This window comes from Ruania albidiflava DSM 18029 (assembly GCF_000421225.1).
Lineage (GTDB): Bacteria > Actinomycetota > Actinomycetes > Actinomycetales > Beutenbergiaceae > Ruania > Ruania albidiflava.
On record NZ_ATWL01000005.1, the window covers coordinates 21,366 to 44,392 of the forward strand.

At 72.4% G+C, this 23,027-nt stretch carries 18 protein-coding genes; 7 read left to right on the top strand and 11 right to left on the bottom strand.

Going from position 1 to position 23,027, the window contains the following annotated elements:
* Window positions 1–13: 13 nt before the first annotated feature.
* Complete coding sequence (locus K338_RS0107620) at window positions 14–1,144, bottom strand: YlbL family protein (protein ID WP_022917584.1); 1,131 nt, start codon at window positions 1,142–1,144, stop codon at window positions 14–16.
* Window positions 1,145–1,277: 133 nt separating this feature from the next.
* On the opposite strand from K338_RS0107620, the gene K338_RS21170 reads away from it, so the two are divergent.
* Window positions 1,278–2,774 (top strand): zinc-dependent metalloprotease, encoded by a 1,497-nt coding sequence (locus K338_RS21170; RefSeq protein WP_022917585.1) that lies wholly within the window; start codon window positions 1,278–1,280, stop codon window positions 2,772–2,774.
* Between the two features lie 15 nt (window positions 2,775–2,789).
* Here K338_RS21170 and K338_RS21175 read toward each other — a convergent pair whose 3' ends face one another.
* Window positions 2,790–3,317, bottom strand: a complete 528-nt coding sequence (locus K338_RS21175; RefSeq protein ID WP_040653318.1) for a YgjP-like metallopeptidase domain-containing protein — start codon at window positions 3,315–3,317, stop codon at window positions 2,790–2,792.
* Between the two features lie 101 nt (window positions 3,318–3,418).
* Between K338_RS21175 and K338_RS0107635 the strand changes: the two genes are divergently transcribed.
* A complete protein-coding gene (locus K338_RS0107635; RefSeq protein ID WP_157612308.1) occupies window positions 3,419–4,441 on the top strand; it encodes a hypothetical protein in 1,023 nt (340 codons plus the stop codon).
* Here K338_RS0107635 and K338_RS0107640 read toward each other — a convergent pair.
* From K338_RS0107640 to K338_RS0107650, 3 genes are all read right to left on the bottom strand, one after another.
* The gene (locus K338_RS0107640) at window positions 4,418–4,783 is read right to left on the bottom strand and encodes a WhiB family transcriptional regulator (protein ID WP_022917588.1); all 366 of its coding nucleotides are present in this window, start codon (window positions 4,781–4,783) and stop codon (window positions 4,418–4,420) included. The genes K338_RS0107635 and K338_RS0107640 overlap by 24 nt on opposite strands.
* 128 nt (window positions 4,784–4,911) lie before the next feature.
* A complete protein-coding gene (locus tag K338_RS0107645; protein ID WP_022917589.1) occupies window positions 4,912–5,109 on the bottom strand; it encodes a hypothetical protein in 198 nt (65 codons plus the stop codon).
* A 240-nt stretch (window positions 5,110–5,349) separates the two neighbouring features.
* Entirely contained in the window at window positions 5,350–7,392 is a 2,043-nt protein-coding gene (locus tag K338_RS0107650; RefSeq protein ID WP_022917590.1) for an ATP-dependent helicase, read from the bottom strand.
* Between the two features lie 225 nt (window positions 7,393–7,617).
* Here K338_RS0107650 and K338_RS0107655 point away from each other — a divergent pair, with 225 nt between their 5' ends.
* Entirely contained in the window at window positions 7,618–7,842 is a 225-nt protein-coding gene (locus K338_RS0107655; protein ID WP_051154718.1) for a mycoredoxin, read from the top strand.
* Window positions 7,843–7,922: 80 nt separating this feature from the next.
* Here K338_RS0107655 and nudC read toward each other — a convergent pair whose 3' ends face one another.
* Window positions 7,923–8,903 carry an NAD(+) diphosphatase gene (nudC, locus tag K338_RS0107660; RefSeq protein ID WP_027286613.1) on the bottom strand — a complete coding sequence of 327 codons (981 nt, stop codon included), beginning with the start codon at window positions 8,901–8,903 and terminating at the stop codon, window positions 7,923–7,925.
* Window positions 8,904–8,975: 72 nt separating this feature from the next.
* Here nudC and K338_RS21180 point away from each other — a divergent pair, with 72 nt between their 5' ends.
* The gene (locus tag K338_RS21180) at window positions 8,976–10,211 is read left to right on the top strand and encodes a macrolide 2'-phosphotransferase (RefSeq protein ID WP_084480745.1); all 1,236 of its coding nucleotides are present in this window, start codon (window positions 8,976–8,978) and stop codon (window positions 10,209–10,211) included.
* Window positions 10,212–10,270: 59 nt separating this feature from the next.
* Here the strand turns inward: K338_RS21180 and K338_RS0107675 are convergent, their stop codons facing one another.
* Entirely contained in the window at window positions 10,271–12,139 is a 1,869-nt protein-coding gene (locus K338_RS0107675; RefSeq protein ID WP_022917593.1) for an ABC transporter ATP-binding protein, read from the bottom strand.
* A gap of 83 nt (window positions 12,140–12,222) precedes the next feature.
* Between K338_RS0107675 and soxR the strand changes: the two genes are divergently transcribed.
* Window positions 12,223–12,681, top strand: coding sequence for a redox-sensitive transcriptional activator SoxR (gene soxR / locus K338_RS0107680; RefSeq protein ID WP_027286571.1), 459 nt, complete (start codon window positions 12,223–12,225; stop codon window positions 12,679–12,681).
* Window positions 12,682–12,714: 33 nt separating this feature from the next.
* Here the strand turns inward: soxR and K338_RS0107685 are convergent, their stop codons facing one another.
* The 4 genes from K338_RS0107685 to K338_RS21185 all read right to left on the bottom strand — a co-directional run bounded on the left by K338_RS0107685 (window position 12,715) and on the right by K338_RS21185 (window position 20,775).
* Entirely contained in the window at window positions 12,715–13,332 is a 618-nt protein-coding gene (locus K338_RS0107685) for a malonic semialdehyde reductase (protein ID WP_022917595.1), read from the bottom strand.
* 90 nt (window positions 13,333–13,422) lie between these two features.
* On the bottom strand, window positions 13,423–16,674 hold the full coding sequence (locus tag K338_RS0107690) for an ATP-dependent helicase (RefSeq protein WP_022917596.1): 3,252 nt from the start codon (window positions 16,672–16,674) through the stop codon (window positions 13,423–13,425).
* Complete coding sequence (locus K338_RS0107695; RefSeq protein ID WP_022917597.1) at window positions 16,671–19,844, bottom strand: UrvD/REP family ATP-dependent DNA helicase; 3,174 nt, start codon at window positions 19,842–19,844, stop codon at window positions 16,671–16,673. The genes K338_RS0107690 and K338_RS0107695 overlap by 4 nt, the downstream gene beginning before the upstream one ends.
* A 52-nt stretch (window positions 19,845–19,896) precedes the next feature.
* Window positions 19,897–20,775 (bottom strand): DUF3152 domain-containing protein, encoded by an 879-nt coding sequence (locus K338_RS21185; protein ID WP_040653321.1) that lies wholly within the window; start codon window positions 20,773–20,775, stop codon window positions 19,897–19,899.
* 89 nt (window positions 20,776–20,864) lie between these two features.
* On the opposite strand from K338_RS21185, the gene K338_RS0107705 reads away from it, so the two are divergent.
* Both K338_RS0107705 and K338_RS21190 read left to right on the top strand, forming a co-directional pair.
* Window positions 20,865–21,107, top strand: coding sequence for a DUF3107 domain-containing protein (locus tag K338_RS0107705; RefSeq protein ID WP_022917599.1), 243 nt, complete (start codon window positions 20,865–20,867; stop codon window positions 21,105–21,107).
* 225 nt (window positions 21,108–21,332) lie between these two features.
* Window positions 21,333–22,931: a DEAD/DEAH box helicase gene (locus K338_RS21190; protein ID WP_022917600.1), complete on the top strand. Its 1,599-nt coding sequence runs from the start codon at window positions 21,333–21,335 to the stop codon at window positions 22,929–22,931.
* Window positions 22,932–23,027: the final 96 nt, after the last annotated feature.

Sequence of the window (23,027 nt, forward strand, 5' to 3'; positions counted from 1 at the left end):
GACTGTGTGTGGGTCAGTCGGCGCAGCTGGGCAGGTCGGCTGCGGTGCCATCGGCGATCGCGTGCATCGCCTGCTCGGCCTCGTCGAGCGTGGCCACCTGGATCACCTGGAGCCCGTCCGGCACGTGCCCGACGACTTCCCCGCAGTTGGCGGCCGGGGCGAGGAAGTACTCGGCGCCGTCACGCTGCGCACCGAGCATCTTCAGCCGGACGCCGCCGATCGGGCCGACCTGGCCGTCCGGGCTGATCGTTCCGGTACCGGCGACCACGTGCCCGCCGGCCAGCGGTTCCGGGTTGAGCAGGTCGAGGATGCCGAGGGCGAACATGGTGCCGGCGCTGGGACCGCCGACGTTGTCGATCTCGATGTGCACGTCGATCGGGTAGTCGTACTCGGCGCTGAGGAAGACGCCGAGGACGCTACCGCCGCTGCCGTCGGGGCCGGTGGTGATCTCCAGGTCGGTAGCGACACCGTCCCGGTCCACGGTGAGCGTGACAGTGCTCCCCGGCGCGGTGGCGGCCAGTGCGTCCGACAGGTCCTGGTAGGTCTCGATCTGGTGCGCACCGCTGGGAGTGGTCAGCGCGGTGACCACGTCCTCGGCCTCGACCACCCCGTCGGCGTCGCTGTCCGGGACCGCACCCGCCACGGTCAGCGTGGCCGGCACTTCGTACCCCTGCTGGGTCAGCGCCGCCACAGTGGCGTTCTGCTGCGAGGAGGCCATCTGCTGGGCGGCGACCTCGCTGCGTTGCTCTTCGGTCACGTCCGGGCGGAACACGGCCTCCGCCGGCTGCACCAGCATGTGGCCGGACAGCCAGCCACGGATCACGCTCCCGGCGGTGACCGGGAACCCGGGGCCCCCGGCGGTGGTCACCGTGGTCAACCTGAGCTCACCCTCGTCGTCCGGGTAGGTGTCCGCCCCGTCGATGGTGATCAGCGGGTGGTCGGCGACCTCGCCGAGGGTGTTGAACGTCGGCCCCGAGGCCTCGACAGCGTACGGCACCGGGACCAGCAGCATGGGCACCAGCAGCCCGAAGGAGACCAGGCCGGCAGCGGTCATCGTGATCGCCCGGGTGCTGATGCGGTACCGCTGCCGGACCCGCTGCCACCGGGAGGTGGGTGGCTGGGGCACGCTGTGCTCGGACGTCATGGCTCCATCATCGCGCGCCTGGCGCTGTGCTGAGGTCAATCCTGTCGCGGCGCACCGGCTGCTGCCGGTGCGCCGAGAGCGAAAGCGGCCTGCAGCTGCTGGTCCCACCAGGTCGGTGTGGTTACCGTGAAGCATGACCGAGGACGACCCGCGCGAGCAGATGCGCCGGATGCTGGAGCAGATGCTCGGCCCCGAGGCGGCCGAGGAGGCGTTGCGCGCCCTGGAGGCCAGCGGGATGGACCCTGCCGCCTGGTCATCTGCTGGGATGCCGGTCAACCCGGAGCAGCTGCAGGCAGCGATGGCGCAGATGCGACAGGTGATGGCCGCCGGTGATGACGACGAGTCCCGCTGGCGGATGGCCCATGACGTGGCCCGCCAGGTGGCCCACAGCGGCGGCGACCCGTCGGTGACCGCCGCGGAGGCGGATCGGGCCCGCTCGATCCTGTCCGTGGCCGACCTGTGGCTGGATGCTGCCACCGAGCTGCCCCCCTCTGGCGGGCAGCACCTGGCGGTCTCCCGGGCGGAGTGGGTGGAGCGCACGCTACCCACCTGGCGCACAGTGGCCGAACCGGTGGGGTCCTCCGTGGCCGAGGCGCTCTCCGAGCTCGTCGACCCCGAGCAGCTGGCCGAGCAGGGCCTGAACGTGCCGGAGATACCGATGCTGGCCGGTCTGGACATCGGCTCGATGATGCGCACCATGGGCTCGCTGAGCTTCGCGATGCAGGTGGGCCAGGCGGCCGGCACCCTCTCCCGGGAGGTGTTCGGCGGTACCGACGTAGGCCTGCCGCTGCTCGCGGAGCCGGCGCTGCTGCTGGTGCCGGCGAACGTGGCGGAGTTCGCCGAGGGGCTGGACGCCCCGGCCGAGGAGGTGTGGCACTTCCTCGCGGTGCGCGAGGCCGCCCACGCCCGGCTGTTCACGCACGTGCCGTGGCTGCGAGCGCACCTGCTCGGTGCGGTGGAGGACTACGCGCGCGGCATCGAGATCGACCTGGGGCAGATGGAGGAGTCGATGCGCGGCATCGACCCCACGAACATGGACCAGCTGCGCTCGGCGATGGCCGGGGGCATCTTCGCCCCGCACCACACGGAGGCGCAGACCCGGGCGCTGACCCGGTTGGAGACGGCTCTGGCGCTCGTGGAGGGCTGGGTGGAGGAGGTCACCGCCCGCGCAGTTGCCCCGCACCTGCCGCACGCAGTGCCGCTGCGGGAGATGTTGCGCCGCCGGCGGGCCGCCGGCGGCCCGGCCGAGGACACCTTCCGCACCCTGGTGGGCCTGGAGCTGCGCCCCCGGCGCGCCCGGGACGCGGCGACGTTGTGGGCGCTGGTGGGCACCAAGCAGGGGTCGGAGGCCCGGGACGCACTCTGGTCGCACCCGGACGTGTTCCCCAGCACCGCAGACCTGGACTCCCCCACCGACTTCCTGCAGCGGCGGGCGGCGAGCGCCGAGGAGACCTCGGAGATCGACGCCGCCCTGGAGGCGCTGCTGGACGGCACCCTGGGTACCGAAACCTCACCGGCGGACGGCCCCGACGCCACCGAGAGCGCACCGAGCCCGGAGGAGGGCGGCAGCACCGGGACGGACGAGGATCCGGGACCCGGCGGCGACGACCCCGACCGCCAGCCGCACTGACCCCCAGCTCCCGGCTCAGCTGTCCCAGGCGTGGCTGACACCGAGGAGGAAGCCGCGGGCCCGCTCGGTGTGCGGGTAGGCGGCCAGCAGCGCCCAGAAGTCCTCGCCGTGTCCAGGTTCGATCAGGTGCGCGAGCTCGTGCAGCAGCACGTAGTCGATCACCCAGCCGGGCATCCCCTGCACCCGGTCGGAGATGCGCACTGTCCCACGCCCCGGGGTGCACGACCCCCAGCGCGTGTTCTGGTCCGCGGTCCACCGGATGGAGACCGGTATCGCCCGCTCGTCCAGGTACTGGCGAGCCAACCGCTCCGCCCGGCGGGCCAGCTCGGTCCCGTCGGGGCTGCGGCGCCGGTCTGAGTCCGCCAGCCGGGTGAGCATCCGGCGCACCCAGGTGTCCTCTTCGGCTCGGCTGAACCCGCTCGGGATGGCCACGACGGTACGACCAGCCTCCCGGTAGGCGGACACGGTCTTGCGGCGGCGGCTGCTGCGCCGGACCACCACCCGCTGACCGTCCACCCGACGCTGGGAGTCGCCTGTCCTCACCCGGCCAGCCTGGCACACCGCACAGCAGTTATCCACAGCCTGCACCGGTGGTGAGCACGGGCGGACCGGATGTGCCAGCCTCGCTGCAGGAGGGAGCGATGATGCGGTTACGTCCTGGCTACGAGGTGTACTGGCGCGGCCCCGGGTCGACCCAGATCGGCGTCGACCCGCGGTGTGCCGTGGTGCTGGACGACTTGAGCGACGCGGAGCAGCAGCTGTTGGCCGAGCTGCCGCAGATGATGGATGTCGACTGGTTGCAGGCGCGCGGGAACGAGCTGGGCATGCGCCCGGCGCAGGTGCGGAGGTTGCAGCGTCGACTGGCTCGGGCCGGCGTGCTGGTCGACCTGCCGGTCGCCGCGGCCACGGGCCCGGACGACCAGTACTGGCGGCTGGCGCACGTCGCCGGGGCGAAGCGTCCTCGGGATCGCAGCCGGGCGGTGGTGGAGATCTGCCGTGCGGACCCGATCGGCCTGCGCACCGGGCTGCTGCTGGCGCAGGCGGGTGTGGGCGCGATCGTGGTCAACGACCCGGGGCCGGTGCTGGCCACGGACGTGGTGGCTGGGCCGTACCGCGGGGACGACGTCGGTGAACCCCGGCAGCGGGCAGCGCTCGGGCTGCTCCGCGCGGTGGCACCGCACCTGCGCACCAGCGTGCCGACTGGCACGTCGCCGGACGTACTGCTGCTGGTCGACCACCACGTGGTGGACCCGGTGCCGGTACGGCGGCTGCGGCGCGAGCGTCGCCCGCACCTGAGCGTGCTGGCGACGGAGGTGGCGGTGCGGGTCGGCCCGATGGTCACCCCGGGTGGTGCCTGCACCACCTGCCTGGAGCACTACCGCAGGGAGAAGGATGACCGCTGGCCTGCGGTGGCAGCGCAGGCTGCGCTCCGCCCACCGGCGGCGGTGGAGACCAGCCTGGTGTGGTGGGGTGCGGTCGCCGCGTCGCAGCAGCTGCTGGCGCAGGTGGACGGACGTGCGGTAGCGACCCGCTCCGCGACGCTGGAGCTCACCGGGTGGCAGGAGGTGCCGACCCGCACCAGCTGGTCACCGCACCCGGACTGCGAGTGCAGCTCGGCGCACCGGCGCCGGGCACGGCCACCCTCACGCAGCTCCGCGGCTGCGTGAGGGGGCCGGTGCGTACGGGTCGTCCTTGCGGGGCCGGCCGCGACCGCGCTTGCGGGCGACCACTGCGCCGTCGACGAACACCTCACCGCCCCAGACGCCCCATGGTTCGCGACGCTCGACGGCGCCGGCGAGGCACTCGGCCTTCAGCGGGCAGGAGGCGCAGAGCGCCTTGGCCGCCTCGACCTCGTCGGTGCGTTCGGCGAACCAGAGGTCCTGGGTGCTGGTGTCCTGACATGGCAGCTGGGTCTCGAGGGTGTCAGCCGGCTCCGGCAGTGCCGGGAAGGTCCAGCTGGTGGCCGAGCCTCCGCGGGACAGCTGATCGAGTACGGAGGTGTACTGCACGACGTGCTCCTGGTGCGAGTTCTGGATGGTCTGCCAGGTGAGCCCGTGCCGCCGGGGATGCTTCCCGGGATGAAGAAGGCCACGGACCCGTGGGGTTCCGTGGCCGCTGTGCAGCAGAGGTGATCTGCTCAGAGCAGTCCAGGTTCGGAACCCGGTGCGAGAGTGCCGGTGGGCACACCGGTGCCGCTGGTAGCGGTGGCGCGCCCCAGACCGGCGGTGCGAACGATGCGCGGGTAGGTGAACACCCGGGCAGCACGCTCACGCATGCCGGTCCTCGACAGGCTGATCGTGTTCATCTCCACAGTGCTCACCTCCTCATCACTCATCGAACCGCTGGCGCTGGCTAGGCACGGCTCGTACCGAACAGGAACGTCACCTACCTTATGGGTGCACGCCGCGGATACCCAAGTCTTTTTCCGGATTATTTTTCGGTTTCTTCCTCTGACGTCCCTTTTCGGCGTGATGTTGCGGAAAAGTCGTACTGTCGACGGCGGTGCGCTGGTCGGTCCGGACGCTCCCCTCGGTGCACCGGCCTCAGCGGTGGGGCCGCTGCACCGGTGCCCCGGTCAGTTCGCCGCGAGGTCCGGTTCTTCGCCCCGCACGACGGCGAGGATCTGCGGTCCGTAGGCCTCGAGCTTCGTCGGGCCGATGCCGCGCAGCAGGGCCAGCTGGCGCAGCTGGGTGGGCTGGGCGGCGGCGATCGCCACCAGGGTGGAGTCGTGCAGCACGGTGAAGGCCGGCTTGTCGATCTGCTGGGCGGTGGCGGCCCGCCAGGCACGCAACCGTTCGAACACCTCTGGGTCGGCATCGTTGTCGGTGAGTGCGGCGGCCAGGGCGTCAGCGCGGCCGGCCCGGGACCGACGGCGCTGCGGGGTGGGCGTGTGCTCCACCGGCCACAGGCCGTCGAGGAACCGGGAGTGGCGGCGGGTACCGCGACCACCGACGTTGCGGGCACGGGCGTAGGACAGGTGCAGGTGCTCCCGGGCACGGGTGATACCCACGTACAGCAGGCGTCGTTCCTCGGCGATCGCCTCGTCGGTCTCTGCCATCGAGATCGGCAGCAGCCCGTCGCTCACCCCGACCAGGAACACCGCGTCCCACTCCAGGCCCTTGGCGGCATGCAGGGAGGCGAGGGTGACGCCGTCGACCGTGGGCGCGTGCTGGGCGGAGGCACGCTCGAGGAGCTCGGCGACCAGGTCGGGCAGCTGCGCCCCGCGGCTGGCGTGCAGGTCGTCGGCGAGCTGGACGAGCGCGTTCAGCGACTCCCAGCGTTCCCGGACCGCGCCACGTGCCGCAGGTGGTTCGGGCGCCCAGCCGGCGCCGGTGAGCACGTCCCGGACTGCATCCGGCAGTGGTACGTCGGCCTGGCTGCGCGCGGCACCACGGAGCAGCACCACCGCGTCCTTGACCTCCTTGCGGGAGAAGAACCGCTCCCCGCCGCGCACCAGGTAGCCGATACCTGCGGCGCTGAGCGCCTGCTCGAACCCTTCGGACTGGGCGTTGGTGCGGTAGAGCACGGCGATCTCGCTGGCCGGCACACCGCTGTCGATCAGTCGCCGCGCCTGGGCCGCTACTCCGGTGGCCTCGGCCTGGTCGTCGTCGTAGGCGGTGTAGGCGGCTGCTGGTCCGGAGGGACGTTGCGCCTGCAGCTCGACGGTCGAGGCAGACCGGTGCCGACCGGCGCGAGCGAGCACCGCGTTGGCCAGGGACACCACCTGCGGGGTGGACCGGTAGTCGCGCACCAGGTGGATCACCGGTGCCTCCGGGTAGCTGCGGGAAAAGGTGGTCAGGTAGCGGGAGGTGGCGCCGGTGAAGGAGTAGATGGTCTGGGCGGCGTCCCCGACCACGCACAGCTCCTTGCGGTCCCCCAGCCACAGGGACAGCAGACGGTGCTGCAGCGGGGAGACGTCCTGGAACTCGTCCACCACGAAGTGCCGGTACTGGCGGCGTACCGTGTCTGCCACGTCGTCACGTTCGGCGAGGATGCCCACCATCAGCAGCAGCACGTCCTCGAAGTCGATCACGTGCCGGTCGGTCTTGACGTCCTCGTAGACCGACAGCAACCGGGCGATGGTGGTGGCGTCGAACCCGGCGACCCCCTCCCGGCCGGAGCGGGCGCTGGCGCGGGCGTAGTCGTCCGGGGTGATGAGGGAGACCTTGGCCCACTCCACCTCGGCAGCCAGGTCCCGGATGGCCAACCGGTCCACGGACATGCCGAGCCGGCCGGCGGCCTCCCCGATCAGCGGTGCCTTGTGCTCCATGATCCGGGGCACGTTGCCGCCGATGGTGGTCGGCCAGAAGTAGGACAGCTGGCGCAGTGCCGCGGCGTGGAAGGTGCGTGCCTGCACCCCGCCCACGCCCAGGTCGCGCAGCCGCGAGCGCATCTCCCCGGCGGCGCGGGCGGTGAAGGTGACCGCGAGCACGGTGGTCGGGTTGTACACCCCGGCGGCCACACCGTGGGCGATCCGGTAGGTGATCGCGCGGGTCTTGCCGGTACCGGCGCCGGCGAGCACGCACACCGGTCCGGTGAGCTGCTCAGCGACAGCGCGCTGGTCCTCGTCCAGGGCAGCCAGGAGGGCGTCGGCATCGGGCGGTGCTGGAGTGGTCATCGTCTGACGATTCTCGCAGGGACCGCTGACAGTGCGGTGCCCGGCTGTGCACGACGCACCCCGGGGCCTCGGCCAGCGCGGAATACCCCACCAGCGGACACCGTTTCTGACCAGCGGACACCGTTTCCGCTGGAGAGAGATGAGTGGGGCGGCCACGCTGGTCGCGCCCCAGGACGGAGGGCACCTGTGAGCAGCGCCGAGGCACCTGAGGCTGGCAGCGTCGTCATGTACAGCACCACCTGGTGCGGGTACTGCCGCCGGTTGAAGACCCAGCTGACCAGAGCCGGGATCCCGTTCACCGAGGTGAACATCGAGGAGGTTCCGGGGGCCGCGATGTTCGTGGCGCAGGTCAACGACGGCAACCAGACGGTGCCCACGCTGCTGTTCCCCGACGGGTCCGCGGCGACCAATCCCTCGCTCGCCCAGGTACAGGAGCGCCTCGCCGGCTGAGCAGCCGCAACGCTGGTGTGGCGGTCCACTGGGGTGATAGCACCAGTACGCTTCCACACCAGGTCGGCAGTGGGAGCGGTTCAGCGTGGCAGCGGCAGCGGCCGGGCGAACCAGTCCTCGATCAGCGCCCGGGCCACGGACGTGGGCCGCGGTGGGCGGATGCTGCCGTCAGCCCACGCCGCAGCGATCTGCTCCCGGTCCACGAACCGCGCATCGACCACCTCGTCGCCGTCCGGCACCGGGTGCCGGTCCGCGGTACGGCCGGTGAAGGCGCACATCAGCGAGGCCGGGAAGGGCCAGGGCTGGCTCGCGCCGTAGCGCACCTCACCGACCCGCACCCGGGTCTCCTCGAGGACCTCGCGGCGTACCGCCGCCTCCAGGGACTCCCCCGGTTCGACGAACCCGGCCGGGACCGAGTACTGGTTGCTCGGCCAGCGTGCCGAACGGGCGATCAGCAGCCGGTCCTGCGGGTCGGTGATCGCCATGATCACCGCCGGGTCGGTACGCGGGAAGTGCTGGGACCGGTCCACCGGGCACCGGCGCACCCAGCCGGCGGCCTCCACCTCGGTGATCGCACCGCACCGGGGACAGTGCGTGTGCCCGTGGTGCCAGTTCGCCAGTGCGAGCGCCCCGGTGGCCAGCCCGGCGTCCACCTCACCGAGCAGGGCGCCGATGTCCCGCAGGTTGACCGCTCGCAGCCCGTCGGTGCTCAGGTCGGCGGGTCCGTCTCCGGCGGGCCAGCGCTGCCCGGAGTCCTCACCGGCACCGACCTCGGGCTGCAGGACTGCCAGGTAGGGCTGCCCGTCAGCAGTGCCCAGGTAGGCCCAGATGGGGGCACCGGAGGCGGTGCCTGCGGCAGCTGCGGCCTCGGCCTCGGCGGCAGCTGTGGTGACCAGCGCGGGGTGCCCCTCGGAGAAGTCGGCGAGCACCCGTCCACCACGCACGCTCAGCACCCGGGTGGCCGGGTCGGCGGCCAGCTCCTGGAGCAGGCCCGGTTCGGTCCGCCGCGCAGTGTCCCGGTCCAGGCCCAGGCGGGAGAGGGGCAGATCGTCCGAGTTCACTGCTCCACCGTAGATCAGACGCGCCGCAACCTGCGCCGCACCCCTGCCACCACCCTGGCCTACCGTGGGGTCGTGCCCGAGAACACCCGTTCCCCTCTCGCCCTGGCCGCGCTGGCCACGGTCGCGATCCGCGGTCTGGACGTGATCGCCACCCGACCCCCGCGCCAGCCCGGGACCGACTTCGACGTGGTCGGGGTGATGGACGCCGAGCGGCGCCGATGGATCGTCCGAGCGCCACGCACCGCGGCAGCCGGTGCCGCACTGGAGGGTGAGGTCGCCCTGCTGGAGGTGCTCGGCAGGGAGGTGGACGGCGGAGCTCTCCGGTTCCAGGTCCCTCGCCCGGGCGGCTTCGCCCCGCTGCCGGAGGGCGGGCGGGCGATGGTCTACCGGGAGCTGCCCGGCACACCGGTGCAGGTGGGCAGCCTGCAGCCCGGCCCGGGCCTGGCGGCGCGGCTGGGCCGGGCACTGGCCTCGGTGCACGAGCTGGACCCGGGTCTGGTGGCCGACGCCGGGCTGCCGACGTATGACGCGGAGTCCTACCGGCAGCGGCGGCTGACCGAGGTGGACGAGGCGGCCCGCACCGGGCACGTGCCGGCGGGACTGCTGCGCCGCTGGGAGCACGCGCTGGAGAACGTGGCACTGTGGCGCTTCGGCGCCACCCCGGTGCACGGCGACCTGGCAGCTGAGCACGTCTTGGTCGAGGACGGGGACGTGGCCGCGATCCTGGACTGGTCCGAGGCGCGGGTGGCAGACCCCGCCGACGACCTGTCCTGGCTGTTCGCCGAGGCCGGGGACGAGGCGCTGGAGTCGATCCTGGAGGCCTACGCCCTGGCCCGCACAGAGAGCACGGACGACCACCTCGGCGACCGGGCGCTGCTGGCCGGAGAGCTGGCGCTGGCGCGGTGGCTGATGCACGGGGTACGTGCCCGGGACGGGCAGATCATCGACGATGCGATCGCCATGCTGGGCCAGCTCGAGGTAGACCTGGCCGGGGCCACCCCGATCGGGCACGTGGAACCGGTGGTGGAACCAGTGGGTGCTGCCGAGGACTACGCAGAGGTCTACGTCGAGGACGACCCCGATGGTGCGGACGACCCGACCACGGACGGTGTCCGGGACCAGCGGGCCAGCACCGGCGGTGCAACCCAGTCCATCCCGGGCGACGACTCCGACACTGCCGAGCTGCGTGCCGCCGAGCTGCGTGCCGACGAGCTGCGCGTCCCGGACTACCAGCGTCGTGCCGTGCCCCGCGGGCACGACGACACCCCGACGGTGCAGCTGCCACCCCAGTCCCCCGAGGAGAACTGACCCGCTGGCGGCATCCTTGCCCGGACGGGGCTACGCCGTCGACCCCGGGGAGGTCACGCTCAGGCCGCCGCACCGGCGAACTGCGACCGGTACAGCTCTGCGTAGCGTCCACCTGCGGCACGCAGCTTCGCGTGCGACCCGGACTCCACGATCCGGCCGTCCTCGACCACCAGGATGGTATCGGCGGCACGCACAGTGGACAGCCGGTGGGCGATGACTATCGCGGTGCGTCCGGCCAGTGCCTCGCTCAGTGCCTCCTGCACTGCGGTCTCCGAGGTGGAGTCCAGGTGCGCGGTGGCCTCGTCCAGGATGATCACGGGGGAGGCTGCGAGCAGCACGCGGGCGATGGTCAGCCGCTGCCGCTCGCCACCGGAGAGGCGGTAGCCTCGCTCCCCGGCCACCGTGTCCAACCCGTCCGGCAGTCCGCGGACCAGGTCTGCCAGCCGCGCCCGGCCGAGGGCGTCCCAGAGCTGCTCGTCGCTCGCGTCCGGCCGGGCCAGCAGCAGGTTCGCCCGGATCGTGTCGTGGAACAGGTGACCGTCCTGGGTGACCATCCCGACGGCGGAGCGCAGCGTGGCGCTGCTCAGCTCCCGCACGTCCACACCGCCGAGGCGCACCGCACCGACGTCCACGTCGTACAACCGCGGCAACAGGGCTGCGATGGTGGACTTGCCGGCACCAGAGGACCCGACCAGGGCCACCATCTGCCCGGGTTCGGCGCGGAAGGACACCTCGTGCAGCACGTCCACCCCGCCGCGGTCGTCCAGGGTGGCGACCTCTTCCAGGGATGCCAGCGATACCCGGTCGGCAGCCGGGTAGGCGAAGGTGACCTGGTCCAGCTCCACCGAGAGCGGCCCGGCGGGCAGCTCGCGGGCCTCGGCTGGCTCGGCCACCAGCGGCTGCAGGTCGAGGACCTCGAAGACCCGCTCGAAGCTGACCATCGCGCTCATCACCTCCACCCGAGCATTGGCCAGTGCGGTCAGCGGGGCGTACAGCCGGGTGAGCAGCAGGGCAAGGGCGACCACATCTCCGGCGGCCAGGCCACCACTGAGGGCGAGCACACCACCGACCCCGTACACGACCGCCAGCGCGAGCGCCGAGACCAGGGTGAGGGCGATCAGGAACACCTGCTGCAGCATCGCGCTGCGGATGCCGATGTCCCGTACCCGCGCGGCCCGTTCGGCGAACTCCGCCGACTCCTGCTCCGGGCGGCCGAACAGCTTCACCAGCGTGGCCCCCGGTGCGGAGAACCGTTCGGTCATCCGGGAGGTCATCGTGGCGTTGTGGTTGGCCGCCTCTCGGCGCAGCCGGGCCAGCCGGGCGCCGAGCAGCCGGGCGGGCAGCACGAACACCGGCAGCAGCACCAGTGTCAGCAGCGTCACCTGCCAGGACAGGCTGACCATCGCCAGGAACGCCAGCAGCAGCGTCACGGAATTGCTCACCACTCCGGAGAGGGTGTCGCTGAACGCGCGCTGGGCACCGAGCACGTCACTGTTCAGCCGGCTGACCAGCGCTCCGGTGCGGGTGCGGTTGAAGAATGCCACCGGCATCTGCTGCACATGGTCGAAGACGCTGGTGCGCAGGTCGAGGATGAGGCCCTCGCCGATCGTGGCGGACAACCACCGCTGCACCAGGCTCAACCCCGCCTCGGCAAGCGCGACCAGGGCGATCACCCCGGCCAGAGTGAGCACCACCCGCGCAGCGGCGCCACCGACGATGGCGTCCACCACCCGCCCGGCGAGCAGCGGGGTGGCGACGGTGACCACGGCTACGGCCACGCCCACGCTCACGAACACGGTGATGCGCCGCCGGTGCGGGCGGGCGAAGGCGCCGATCCGGCGCAGCGTGCGCCTGGAGAACGGGCGCCGATCGGCGTCGGCCTGCATCGACGTGTACATCGAGTGCCACGCCACAGATTCCATGCTCATCGCGCTGCTCCTGGGTCGAAGTGCCTCTTGCCCGACCCACCCTTGTACCTCAACAATGGTTGAGGTCAACGGAGGGTGGAGAGATGCCTGTCACACCGGCCTGGCACCAGGGCGAGCTGACGGTCGGGGAGGTGGCCGCGCGCAGCGGGGTGAGCGTCTCCGCACTGCACTTCTACGAGCGCAGCGGGTTGATCGCTGCCCGACGCACCTCGGGGAACCAGCGTCGGTACCGGCGGGACGTACTGCGCCGGGTGGCGCTGATCCGGGTCGCGCAGCGGGTGGGGATCCCGTTGGCGGACATCCGCAGTGCCCTGGCGGGGCTGCCGGACGGGCGCACCCCGACCCGGCGGGACTGGCAGCAGCTCTCCGAGCGCTGGCGGGCGGAGCTGGACGAGCGGATCCACCGGCTGCAGCAGCTGCGGGACAGCTTCACCGACTGCATCGGCTGCGGCTGCCTGTCCATCGACCGGTGCGGCCTGGCCAACCCGCGGGACGCGCTGGCTGCCCGCGGCCCGGGGCCACGGCGGCTGCTGGAGTCCTGACCGAGCAGCCTCCGCGGCGGCGCAGCGACCGCCTCAGAGAACGGTTGCGGCGTCGGCGAACTCCAGCCGGGGCAGCCGCGGCAGCGGCGTGCCAGCACCCACGACATGCCCGACGTTGACCACCATCAGCGAACGCCAGCCGCACTCCGCGAAGAACTCGGCGTCCACGGCCGCGAAGTCCATCCCGTTCATCGGCCCCGCGCCCAGGCCAGCGGCGCGCAGTCCGACGATCAGGTATCCGGCCTGGATCAGCGCGTTGGTCCGGGCCATCGGGTCGCGAGCCTCCGGCGACCGGCCGAGCTGCTCCTTGATCTGCGGAGCGTGCGGGAACAGCGTGCCCAGGTGTTGGTGGAAGTCCGGGTCGTAGGCGAGGACGAGGCTCAGCGGTGCGGTAGCGACCCGTTCCTGGTTCCCCTCGGCCATCAGCGGCACCAGCCGGTCCCGGGCCTCGCCGCGGCGCAGCACGAGCAGCCGCAGCGGGAGGATGTTCATCGCCGTCGGACCCCACTTGATCAGGTCGTAGACCGCTTCGATCTGGGCCACGTCCACGCTTTCGTCGGTGAACTCACGTGCGGTCCGAGCGGTGCGGAACAGCCGGTCCGCGACCTCTGGGGCGATCTGCAGGTCATGGGCGAGAGTGTCGATGCTCATGACCTAAAGAACCATCAAGTTTTCAACTATCTTCCGTGCGCCGGTGTGTTCTGCGTCACGGTCAGCCCATCCCGAGCCCGACGGCGGAGCTCACCGAGCACCGACGGTCACCGTGGCGAGCACCTCGTCGATCTCGGCCTCGGTGATCTCCCCGGAGCTGATCGTCTCCCTCGCGCCGACGTAGACGAACGAGGCCTGGATGTTCTCCAGCGGCACCTGGTGCAGCCGGGACCAGGCGAGCCGGTAGAGCGCGAGCTGCATCCGCCGGCTGCGCAGCGTGCGAGCGTCCTGCGGCGGCGCGCCGGTCTTCCAGTCGACGATGTGCACCCCGTCGTCGGTGGCGAACACCGCGTCGATGCGGCAGCGGACCATCACCGAGCGCACCGGGGTCTCGATGTCCACCTCCACCCCGATCGGGTGGGCGTGGGCCCACTCGCTGGCCAGGAACGCCTGCTGCAGCTCGGCCAGAGCGGCGTCCTCCCCGGCCAGGTCATCGTCCGCACCGGGCAGTGCCTCCCAGTCCAGCAGGGCACGCGAACCGAAGTACTGCTCCAGCCAGGCGTGGAACCGGGTGCCGCGGCGGGCCTGCACACTGGGCTGGCGTGGCACCGGTCGGCGCCGGTTCCTGCGGAACGCGGCCGGGTCCTCGGCCAGGGCGACCACAGCGGAGGCGGACAGGTGCGCGGGTCGGTCCGTGGTCTGCGCTGCGGCCCGGTCACGTTCGGCGAGCAGCAGCTCGGCGTCCTGCCACCACTGCTGCGCCTGGGCGCTGACCCCGGGAAGCACACCGGCACCGGCGTCCTGCCAGACCCGGTCCCACTGCTGCCCGACCGCCGCTGCTGGTTCTGGCCAGGTGGCGTTCTGCCCGGCCGGCCCGGCGGGGTTCTGCTCGTGCTCGGAGGCGTCCGGGAGCCCGGCGGTCTCCACCAGGTCGGCGCGGACCAGCTCGGTCAGGAACGGGGAGGGCCGCTTCGGGCGGGTCTGCGCGGCCCAGAAGGAGCCGGTGAGCAGCAGCTCGTGCCGCGCTCGGGTGAGCGCCACGTAGGCGAGGCGGCGTTCTTCCTGCAGCAGCCGCTGTCCCTCCTCGAGACGGAACTGCGCCAGGGCGGACTCCATCTCGGTGTGGGTCGCTGCTTCTTCGGCCTGCAGCTCCGGCAGGGAGGCGGCGTCGCCGCGCAGCGGGTAGGGCAGGGTACCGATCGGGGTGAGCCAGCCGCCGCTGGTCACAGGCTTGTCCTCGGCGGGAGTGTGCTGCAGGGCCGGGAAGTCGCCCATGTTCAGCCCTGCCACCACCACGCAGTCCCACTCCAGCCCCTTCGCGGCGTGCACGGTCATGATCTGGATCGCCTGCGGGTCCGGTTCGGCCTCGAGCACCTCCAGGCCACGTTCCTCGTCCTCGGCGACGTCCAGGTAGGCCAGGAACGCGCCGAGCGTGGGGGCACCGGAGCCGTCGGCGAAGTCGGCGCCTGCGGCGGTGAAAGCATCGAGGTGCCGGCGGGCGTGCCCGGCGCTGCCGGGGGTGGCGGCGAGCACCTCGATGTCCAGCTCGAGCGCCTGCTCGGTGGCGGTGATCAGCTCGGGTACGGACAGGTGGGTCAGTGCGCGGACCGTGCGGATGGCCTCGGCGAGGCGCTGCAGCCGGGCACGTGCCGCCTCGCTGAGGGAGCGGCCGCGGGGGCTGTGCCACTCTGGCCGGGGCAACCGGTCGACGGCTTCGACGAGGCTGGCCTCCTCCACCGCCTCCCGGACCTGGGGAAGCTCCTCGGCGCCGGAGCCCTCGGCGTCCTCGCGGTTCGCCGTGCTCTCGTCTGCCCCTGGGCGGGTCCAGGCGCTGGCCTGGGTGCGGGACCAGTCGGCGAGCACCTGCAGGTCCACCGCGCCCAGGTGCACGCTCGGACCGGTGAGCAGCCGCATCATCGCATCGCCGCGGGAGGGGTCGTGCGCCACCTGCAGCGCGGCACGCACGTCGGCCACCTCTGGGGTGGACAGCAGCCCGGCCAGCCCGACCACCTGGCAGGGCAGGCCGGCAGCGGTCAGCGCCTGCTCGATCGCGACGAACTGGGCACGCCTGCGGCACAGCACCGCCGCAGAGGCGCCGCTGGCCCACCGCTGACCGAGGTAGACGGCGATCTGCTCGGCCTCCTCCAGGTGGGTCTCGGTGTACCGCGCCTGCACGCTGCCGCCGCCGGCGTCCGGACGCGCAGCCAGCTCCGCGACCGCCTCGGTGCGCAGCGGCGCGGCCAGGTGGTTCGCGGCTCGCAGGATCGCCAGGTCGTTGCGCCAGGCGGTGCTCAGGTTCACAGTGCGTGCCGGTCCGTCGGGTCCGGGGAAGGCGTCCGGGAAGTCCAGCAGGGTGCCGGCGGCGGCACCGCGCCAGCCGTAGATCGCCTGGTTCGGGTCACCGACCGCGGTCACCGGGTGGCCGTCGCCGAACAGGGCGCGCAGCATCTGCACCTGGGCGATCGAGGTGTCCTGGTACTCGTCCAGCAGCACCGCCCGGTACCGGGTCTGCTCCCCCGCACCGACGTCGTCCACCTGGGCGGCGATCGTGGCGGCCAGGCGCACCTGGTCGCCGAAGTCCACCACCCCGTCGGTCTGCTTGCGGGCGGTGAACGCCGCGACCAGGTCCATCAGCGCGCGTCGCGTGCTCAGCGACTCGACCACCCGGCGCACCGCGGCGCGCATCCCGGGCTTCTTCCCCGGTTCGTCCTCCTTCTCGGTCAGCGAGCGGATCAGCCGGTCGATCTCAGCGGCCGCCTCCCCGGGGCTGCGGCCGTGCTCGGAGAGCTCAGCAGCCAGAGCGGCGACGGCGTCCACCACTGTGCTCACCGCGGCGGTCGTGTCCAGGTCGTCCGGCCAGGTGCGGACCACGTCATCGGCGAGCTGGTAACGGCCGGCGTCCCCGATCAGGGTGGCATCCGGGTCGACGCCGATGCGCAGGGCGTGGTCGGTGACGATGCCGGCGGCATAGGAGTTGTAGGTGGCGATCCGGGGCTGGTCCTCGACAGCGTCCGGTCTGCTCACCCCGGCGCGGGCAAGCCGGCGCAGCCGGGAGCGGATCCGTACGGACAGCTCCGAGGCTGCCTTCCGGGTGAACGTCAGGCCGAGGATCTCGCTGGGGCGGACCAGCTGGTTGGCGACCAGGTAGACCACCCGGGCGGCCATCGTCTCGGTCTTGCCCGAGCCGGCACCAGCCACCACGAGCATCGGCTCCAGGTCCGCCTCGATCACCGCGGTCTGCTCCGGGGTGGGGCGGGGCTGGCCGAGGGCGTCGGCGATGGCGTCCGCGCTCCAGGTGGTGGTCGCCGGTCTCCCGGCAGTCTCTTCGCTCCTCGTGCTCATCGGGCCACCCGCGCACCCTCGGGCTGCGCCGGGCAGGAGGTGCGCACCGGGCAGGTGCGGCAGGTCTCGTTCGGCCGGGCCTCGAAGTGGTCTGCAGCCATCGTCTGCGCCCCGTCCTGGACGAGCTCCTCGGCCCAGGTGGGTGCGGCGTCCTCGGCCAGAGGCAGCTGGTCGCGCTGCGCGGCGTTCTTCGCTTTGGTACCCACATAGAGCAGAGCGGCGCCACCGCTGCGGTCCAGCCGCTCTCCGCCGGCCTCTCCAGCATCGAACGCGGCGGCGAACCCGCCCCGCTCTGCGGCCACCTGGTAGCTGCCCAGCTGCGGGTGCCGCGCGGCGTCCGCCGTGCTGACCGGCGTGGTGCCGGTCTTCAGGTCCACCACGCGCACGCCCTCGGAGGTGAGCTCCACCCGGTCCACCCGGCCGCGGAGCACCGCCCGGCCCAGGTCCACCTCGAAGGGCACCTCAGTGGCCACCGGCCCGGGGTGGGCAGCGAGATAGCTGGCGAGCTTGTCCACCATCTCCTCGGCGCGGCGGCGCTGCACCGCACCCACCCAGCCGGCGGGCAGGTCGAGCTCGTGCCAGCGCGCGTCCAGGTCCGCACGCAGCTGCTCGCGCGTGCCGTGCGGGTGGCTAGCGGCGATCTCGTGGATCAGGTTGCCCAGGCTCTGCGCAGCGCTGTCCGCGGGTCGGCCACCGGAGCGGGTGAGCATCCAGCGCAGCGGGCAGGTGGCGACCAGCTCCATCGTGGACGGGCTCACCACCACCTGCTCCTGCGGTCCGGCGAGCATGGCTGTGCTGGTGGCTGGCAGCAGCGGCGGCCACTGGCTCGCGTCCGCCCCGGGGACGTCCCGCTCGGCCAGGTAGGTCAGCAGCGCTGCGGCCTCGGACGCCAGCGCCAGCTCCTCAGCGGGCACCGGTCGGTCCTGCAGCACCGGGCGGAGCTGGGCGCGTAGCCGGCCGACGAGCCCGCGCAGGTCCAGCGGGTGCGACACCTGCGCGATCGTGGGCGCCTCCTGCCCCTCGGGCAGCAGCATCTCCACGAACACCGACGGGCGGGCGTCCGTGTTCAGCACCGCGGTGACCAGCACCTCCCGGCGGGCGCGGGAGCACGCGGCCACAAAAGCACGCAGCTCCCCCTCGTACACCTCCCGCCGGGCTCGACGGAACCGGTCGGTCTCGGCACCGGCCTGGTCGCGGGAGGTGGCCACGTGCCGGGCGGTGGCGATGTCGGCCAGCTCGGCGGCGCCGAGCAGCGAGTCCCGGATGCGCAGGTCCGGCCAGACCTCCTCCTGCACACCGGCCACCACCACCACCTCCCACTCGCCACCGGCAGCTCCGGCCGGCGTGTGCACCGCGACCGCATCACCGAGGCGGCCCTGCTCGGCGAGGGTGTCCGCCGGGAAGTCCTGCGCCTCCAGGTGGGCCAGGAACCCCTCCGGAGAGGCCATCGTGGCTCGGTCGGTGAACTGCTCGGCTGCGCGGAACAGCGCCATCACCGCGTCCAGGTCCTCATCAGCCCGGTCGGCGCCGACACCACCGGCCAGCGCCCGCCGCTGCCAGGCCCCGGCCAGGCCGGTGGCCGACCAGATCGCCCAAAGCACCGTCTCCACTGTGGCGGCCTGCGCGGCTAGCGCCTCCCGACCGGCGGCCAGCACCGCCAGCAGCTGGTGCACCCCGCGAGCCAGACGACCGGGCAGCTCCACCTCGGCCAGCTCCGCAGCACCGGAGAGCAGAGCAGCGAGCAGCTCCTCGGAGCGCCGCGTGCCACCGGCGTCCCGCTCCGCCTGCCGCAGCCGACGGCGCAGCGCCCGCACGGTCACCGCATCCATCCCACCCACCGGTGAGCACAGCAGCGCCACCGCGTCCTCGGGATCCAGCCGGTCAGCCAGCACCGCCCGCAGGGCGAGCAGCAGAGCCGCCACCGCCGGCTCTTCCCGCAGCGGACGGTCCGGCAACGCCATCTCCAGCGGCACACCGGCGCTGCGCAGCCCGCGGCGGATCGCCCCGGCCAACCCGCCGGAACGCACCACCACCGCCATCTGCGACCAGGGCACCTGCTCGTGCACGTGCTGCTCGCGCAGGTACCGCGCAACGTAAGCCACCTGCTGCGCATCGCTGGCCAGCAGCGCAGTGCGCAGCTGCGACTCCTCGGCCACCGGCTCAGCCCGCCGGCGCCGGGCCTCCTGCAGCGTCGGCAGCCCGCCGCTGAGCTCGGCGACCGGTCCGCGCAGCCCAGGGCCGTGCCGCCACACGCGGGTGAGCACGTGCGTGCGGGCCCCCCAGGCGCCGGCCTGCCCGGGTGGGAGGGAGGCAGTGTGCAGCAGGGCGGGGAGCCCGCCGCGGAACTGCTGGACCGCCACGTCCGCGTCCCCGAAGACTGCCAGCCGGGCACCGTCACCGGCCAGCGCATCCAGCAACCGGGCCGTGGCCAGGGTGGCGTCCTGGTAGTCGTCGTGCAGCACCAGGTCCCAGCGGGGCCGCTCAGTGCCCGGGACGTCCTGCTCCCAGCTGTGCAGGGCGTGGGTGGCCTCATCGACGATCGTGGCGGCGTCGTAGCGGGCGCCACGGTCTGGGGTGGTCTGGCTCAGCGCCATCACCTGGGTGTACTCGGTCAGCAGCGCACCGGCGGCCACCCACTCCGGCCGGTGGTGACGCTCCCCCCACGCAGCCAGGCCCTGTCCGTCCAGACCGGCTTCGGCCGCGCGCATGTGCAGGTCCCGCAGCTCGTCCCGGAACGCCCGCAGGCTCAGTGCTTGCGCAGGTACCGTGGCTGGCCAGTCGATCACCACCCCCTCCCCAGCCGCATGACCGGCGAGCAGCTCGGCCAAGATCTGGTCCTGCTCCGGTCCGCTCACCAGGGTCGGTGGTGGTTCCCCGCGCAGCGTCGCCCGGAGCCGCAGCACGGCGAAGGCGAGCGACGCGGGGGTACGCACCAGCACCGAGGAGGTGGTCCGTGCCAGCTGTGCGGCCACCTGGTCACGCACCACGGCAGCCCGGCGGCGGGTGGGCACGAGCAGCACCCCAGCACCACCGGTGGCGGTGAGCCAGCGGGTGAAGGTGAGGACCGCCGTCGTGCTCTTGCCCGTGCCGGGCGCACCGTGCACCACGTGGTGCCCACCGGCCAGGATCGCGTCCTGCACGGCGCGTGAGACGTCCTGCGGGGTGCTCATGTGCCGATCTCACCATCCCACACCGACATCGAGGAGCGCACGGGCCGCACGGTCAGTGCAGCGGCCAGCCGTTCGGGGTGCAGCGGTCCAAGGAGATCGTCTGCTGCTGCATCACCGGGGCCACCTCACCAGGACCTGGGCACTCCCGGTGGTGGTGACCCAGCAGGTGGCCCACCTCATGGTTGATCAGGTACTGCCGGTAGGCGGTGATCGAACCCTGTTCGAGGAACTCGTCGGTCGCCTGCGCATAGCGCATCGCGTTCAGCACAGCGTGCCCGTTCCAGCCGCAGGAGTACAGCCCCAGGGTGCGCAACGGGGCACACATCTCGTCCACCTGGTCCGGGGAGGCGAGCACCACCCGGATGTCCGCCTCGGCGTCGGTACGGGCGAAGGAGACCGAGCCGTCGTGGCCCCAGCCGCGGCGGTCGTTGAGGGTCTCCATCACGAATGTGGTGAACTCGTCGGTGTCGATGGGCAACCCGTCCTCGACCTCCACCCGGATCTGCAGGACCTGGTCGGCGTCGGGGGCCGGGGCGTCCTGCTCGCCAGGGACGACGGTCAGTGTGCCGTCCGCGGCGTCCGGGATGTCCCGGTCGCGTACACCGGCGCGGGCGTCGGCACGCTCTGCCGGGGACAGCGTCGGTTCCTCCGTCGGTTCTTCGGTGGGGTCCTGGGTGGACTCCTCGGTGGCCTCGTCTGCGGGCTCCTCGGCAGCCATCGCGCTGGCATCCTCCGGTGCTGCCGCAGCGGTGGCGTCCGCCGTGCCGCCCGCGTCGCGCTCGGAGTTCCGGCTGACCGCGTCCTGGCTGCGGGCGTCGACGGCCGTAGGGCGGGGTTCTCCGGTCTCGGAGGACAGCACGAGCGGGGCGAGCAGGACCCCGAGCAGCACTCCTAGGCCTACTGCTGCCACGGCGAGCAAGAACCGACGCATGGGTCCATCGTGTCACTCCAGGGACATACGATGGGACACAGCAGCGGTACCGATGGTCGTCGGTACCGGTTCCGACCTGAGGAGCAGTAGTGGAGATCACCATCGGGGTGAAGCACGTCAGCCGAGAGCTGAGCCTGGAGTTCGACGGCGAAGCGGAGGCCGTGCACAAGGCGGTCACCGAGGCGCTGGCAGAGCAGGCGAAGGGCAACGGCGCTGCCGTGCTCGCGCTCACCGACGAGAAGGGCCGCCAGGTGGTGGTCCCGGCCGCAGCGCTGGCGTACGTGGAGATCGGAGCACAGACGCCCCGGCCCGTGGGCTTCGGCACGATCTGAGCATCCGCACCTCGTCCTAGCGGGTCTGTGGCAGTGGACCCGCTAGACTCGACCCGTACACGGTTGCCCGGTCGCCCGAAGGAACGGTAGATCACGCGGTACTCGTCGGCTCGCGCCGGCAACGACATCTCTGCGATCGGCTACCACGACCAGGCGAGCTGTCCTGCCCCGCTCCGCGTGCGCGGGAGCCGCACGGCAGCATCGCCGCAACCGAACAGGGATTCAGTGACCGAATCGACACAGACTACTGCCGAGAAGCTCGACGACGTCGTCGCCGACACCGTCGACTCCGGACCGGTGGACGACCTGCGCGCCGAGGAGCCGCAGTCGTTCGCGGACTTCGGAGTCCGCGCCGAGACCGTGCAGTCCTTGGCAGACGTGGGCATCACCCACCCGTTCCCGATCCAGGCGCTCACCCTGCCGGTAGCCTTGCAGGGCCGGGACATCATCGGCCAGGCGAAGACCGGCACCGGGAAGACGCTCGGCTTCGGCATCCCGCTGCTGCAGGAGATCATCGCCCCCGGGGAAGAGGGCTGGGACGCCTTCCCCACCGCCGGCAAGCCGCAGGCGCTGGTGGTGGTGCCCACCCGAGAGCTGGCCGTGCAGGTGGCTGGGGACCTGGCCACCGCCTCCCGTCGGCGCAACGTCCGCGTGCTGCAGGTGTACGGCGGACGCGCCTACGAGCCGCAGATCGAAGCGCTGGAGCGCGGTGTGGAGGTCGTGGTCGGGACTCCAGGTCGGATGATCGACCTGCTCAAGCAGGGGCACCTGCAGCTGCGGCACGTGCGCACCGTGGTGCTCGACGAGGCCGACGAGATGCTCGACCTCGGGTTCCTCCCGGACGTGGAGACCTTGCTCGCGGCCACCCCGGGCAGTCGGAACACGATGCTGTTCTCGGCGACGATGCCGGGTCCGGTCGTAGCGATGGCGCGCCGCTACATGTCCCGGCCCACCCACATCCGCGCCCAGGACCCCGGCGACGACGGTGCCACCCTGGCCACCACCCGCCAGCTCGCCTACCGCGCGCACGCGATGGACAAGGTGGAGCTGCTCTCCCGGATCCTGCAGGCCGCAGGGCGCGGGCTGACCATCGTGTTCGCCCGTACCAAGCGCACCTGCGCGAAGGTCGCCGATGAGCTGAACGATCGCGGGTTCGCCGCAGCGGCGATCCACGGAGACCTCGGTCAAGGGGCTCGAGAGCAAGCGTTGCGCGCGTTCCGGCACGGCAAGGTGGACGTGCTGGTGGCTACTGACGTCGCCGCCCGCGGCATCGACATCGACGACGTCACGCACGTGATCAACTACCAGTGCCCGGAGGACGAGAAGACCTACGTGCACCGCATCGGGCGCACCGGCCGCGCCGGCAACACCGGCACCGCGATCACCTTCGTCGACTGGGACGACGTCCCCCGCTGGCTGCTCATCGACCGCACCCTGGACCTCGGTCTGGGCGAGCCGGCAGAGACCTACTCCTCCTCCCCGCACGTGTACTCGGACCTGAACATCGCCGAGAACGTCACCGGTCGGCTGCCCCGGTCCGAGCGCACCCGCGCTGGGCTGGACGCTGAGGAGATCGAGGACATCGGCGAGACCGGGCAGCGATCCACCGGTGGTGGTCGCGCTGGCCGCGGCGGTGCTGGTGGCGGACGCCGTGGCCGTGGTGGCCGCGGCGGTGCTGGTGGGGGTCGCAGCAGCGGTGGCCGCGATGCCGGCGAGCGGTCTGGCTCCCGCGCACAGGGCGGCGAGGGCGGCGGTCAGCGCCGTCGCCGGCGGCGTCGCCGCACCCGTGGCGGCAGGCCGGTGGAGCGCCCCAGCAGCGAGTGACCGCAGCGGCACGATCATCTCAGGTAGCGCAGGCGTTCTGAGCAGTGGGCTCGGCTGTCGCTGAGGCCCTCAGACCGCGCCGCCGACCTCAGACAG

Coding starts and splice junctions, on each gene's coding strand:
- K338_RS21185 (WP_040653321.1), bottom strand. CDS start 20,775: ATGCGTCGGTTCTTGCTCGCCGTGGCAGCAGTAGGCCTAGGAGTGCTG.
- K338_RS0107695 (WP_022917597.1), bottom strand. CDS start 19,844: ATGAGCACCCCGCAGGACGTCTCACGCGCCGTGCAGGACGCGATCCTG.
- K338_RS0107690 (WP_022917596.1), bottom strand. CDS start 16,674: ATGAGCACGAGGAGCGAAGAGACTGCCGGGAGACCGGCGACCACCACC.
- K338_RS0107645 (WP_022917589.1), bottom strand. CDS start 5,109: ATGAGTGATGAGGAGGTGAGCACTGTGGAGATGAACACGATCAGCCTG.
- soxR (WP_027286571.1), top strand. CDS start 12,223: ATGCCTGTCACACCGGCCTGGCACCAGGGCGAGCTGACGGTCGGGGAG.
- K338_RS21170 (WP_022917585.1), top strand. CDS start 1,278: ATGACCGAGGACGACCCGCGCGAGCAGATGCGCCGGATGCTGGAGCAG.
- K338_RS0107655 (WP_051154718.1), top strand. CDS start 7,618: ATGTACAGCACCACCTGGTGCGGGTACTGCCGCCGGTTGAAGACCCAG.
- K338_RS0107675 (WP_022917593.1), bottom strand. CDS start 12,139: ATGAGCATGGAATCTGTGGCGTGGCACTCGATGTACACGTCGATGCAG.
- K338_RS0107685 (WP_022917595.1), bottom strand. CDS start 13,332: ATGAGCATCGACACTCTCGCCCATGACCTGCAGATCGCCCCAGAGGTC.
- K338_RS0107620 (WP_022917584.1), bottom strand. CDS start 1,144: ATGACGTCCGAGCACAGCGTGCCCCAGCCACCCACCTCCCGGTGGCAG.
- K338_RS0107650 (WP_022917590.1), bottom strand. CDS start 7,392: ATGACCACTCCAGCACCGCCCGATGCCGACGCCCTCCTGGCTGCCCTG.
- K338_RS0107635 (WP_157612308.1), top strand. CDS start 3,419: ATGCGGTTACGTCCTGGCTACGAGGTGTACTGGCGCGGCCCCGGGTCG.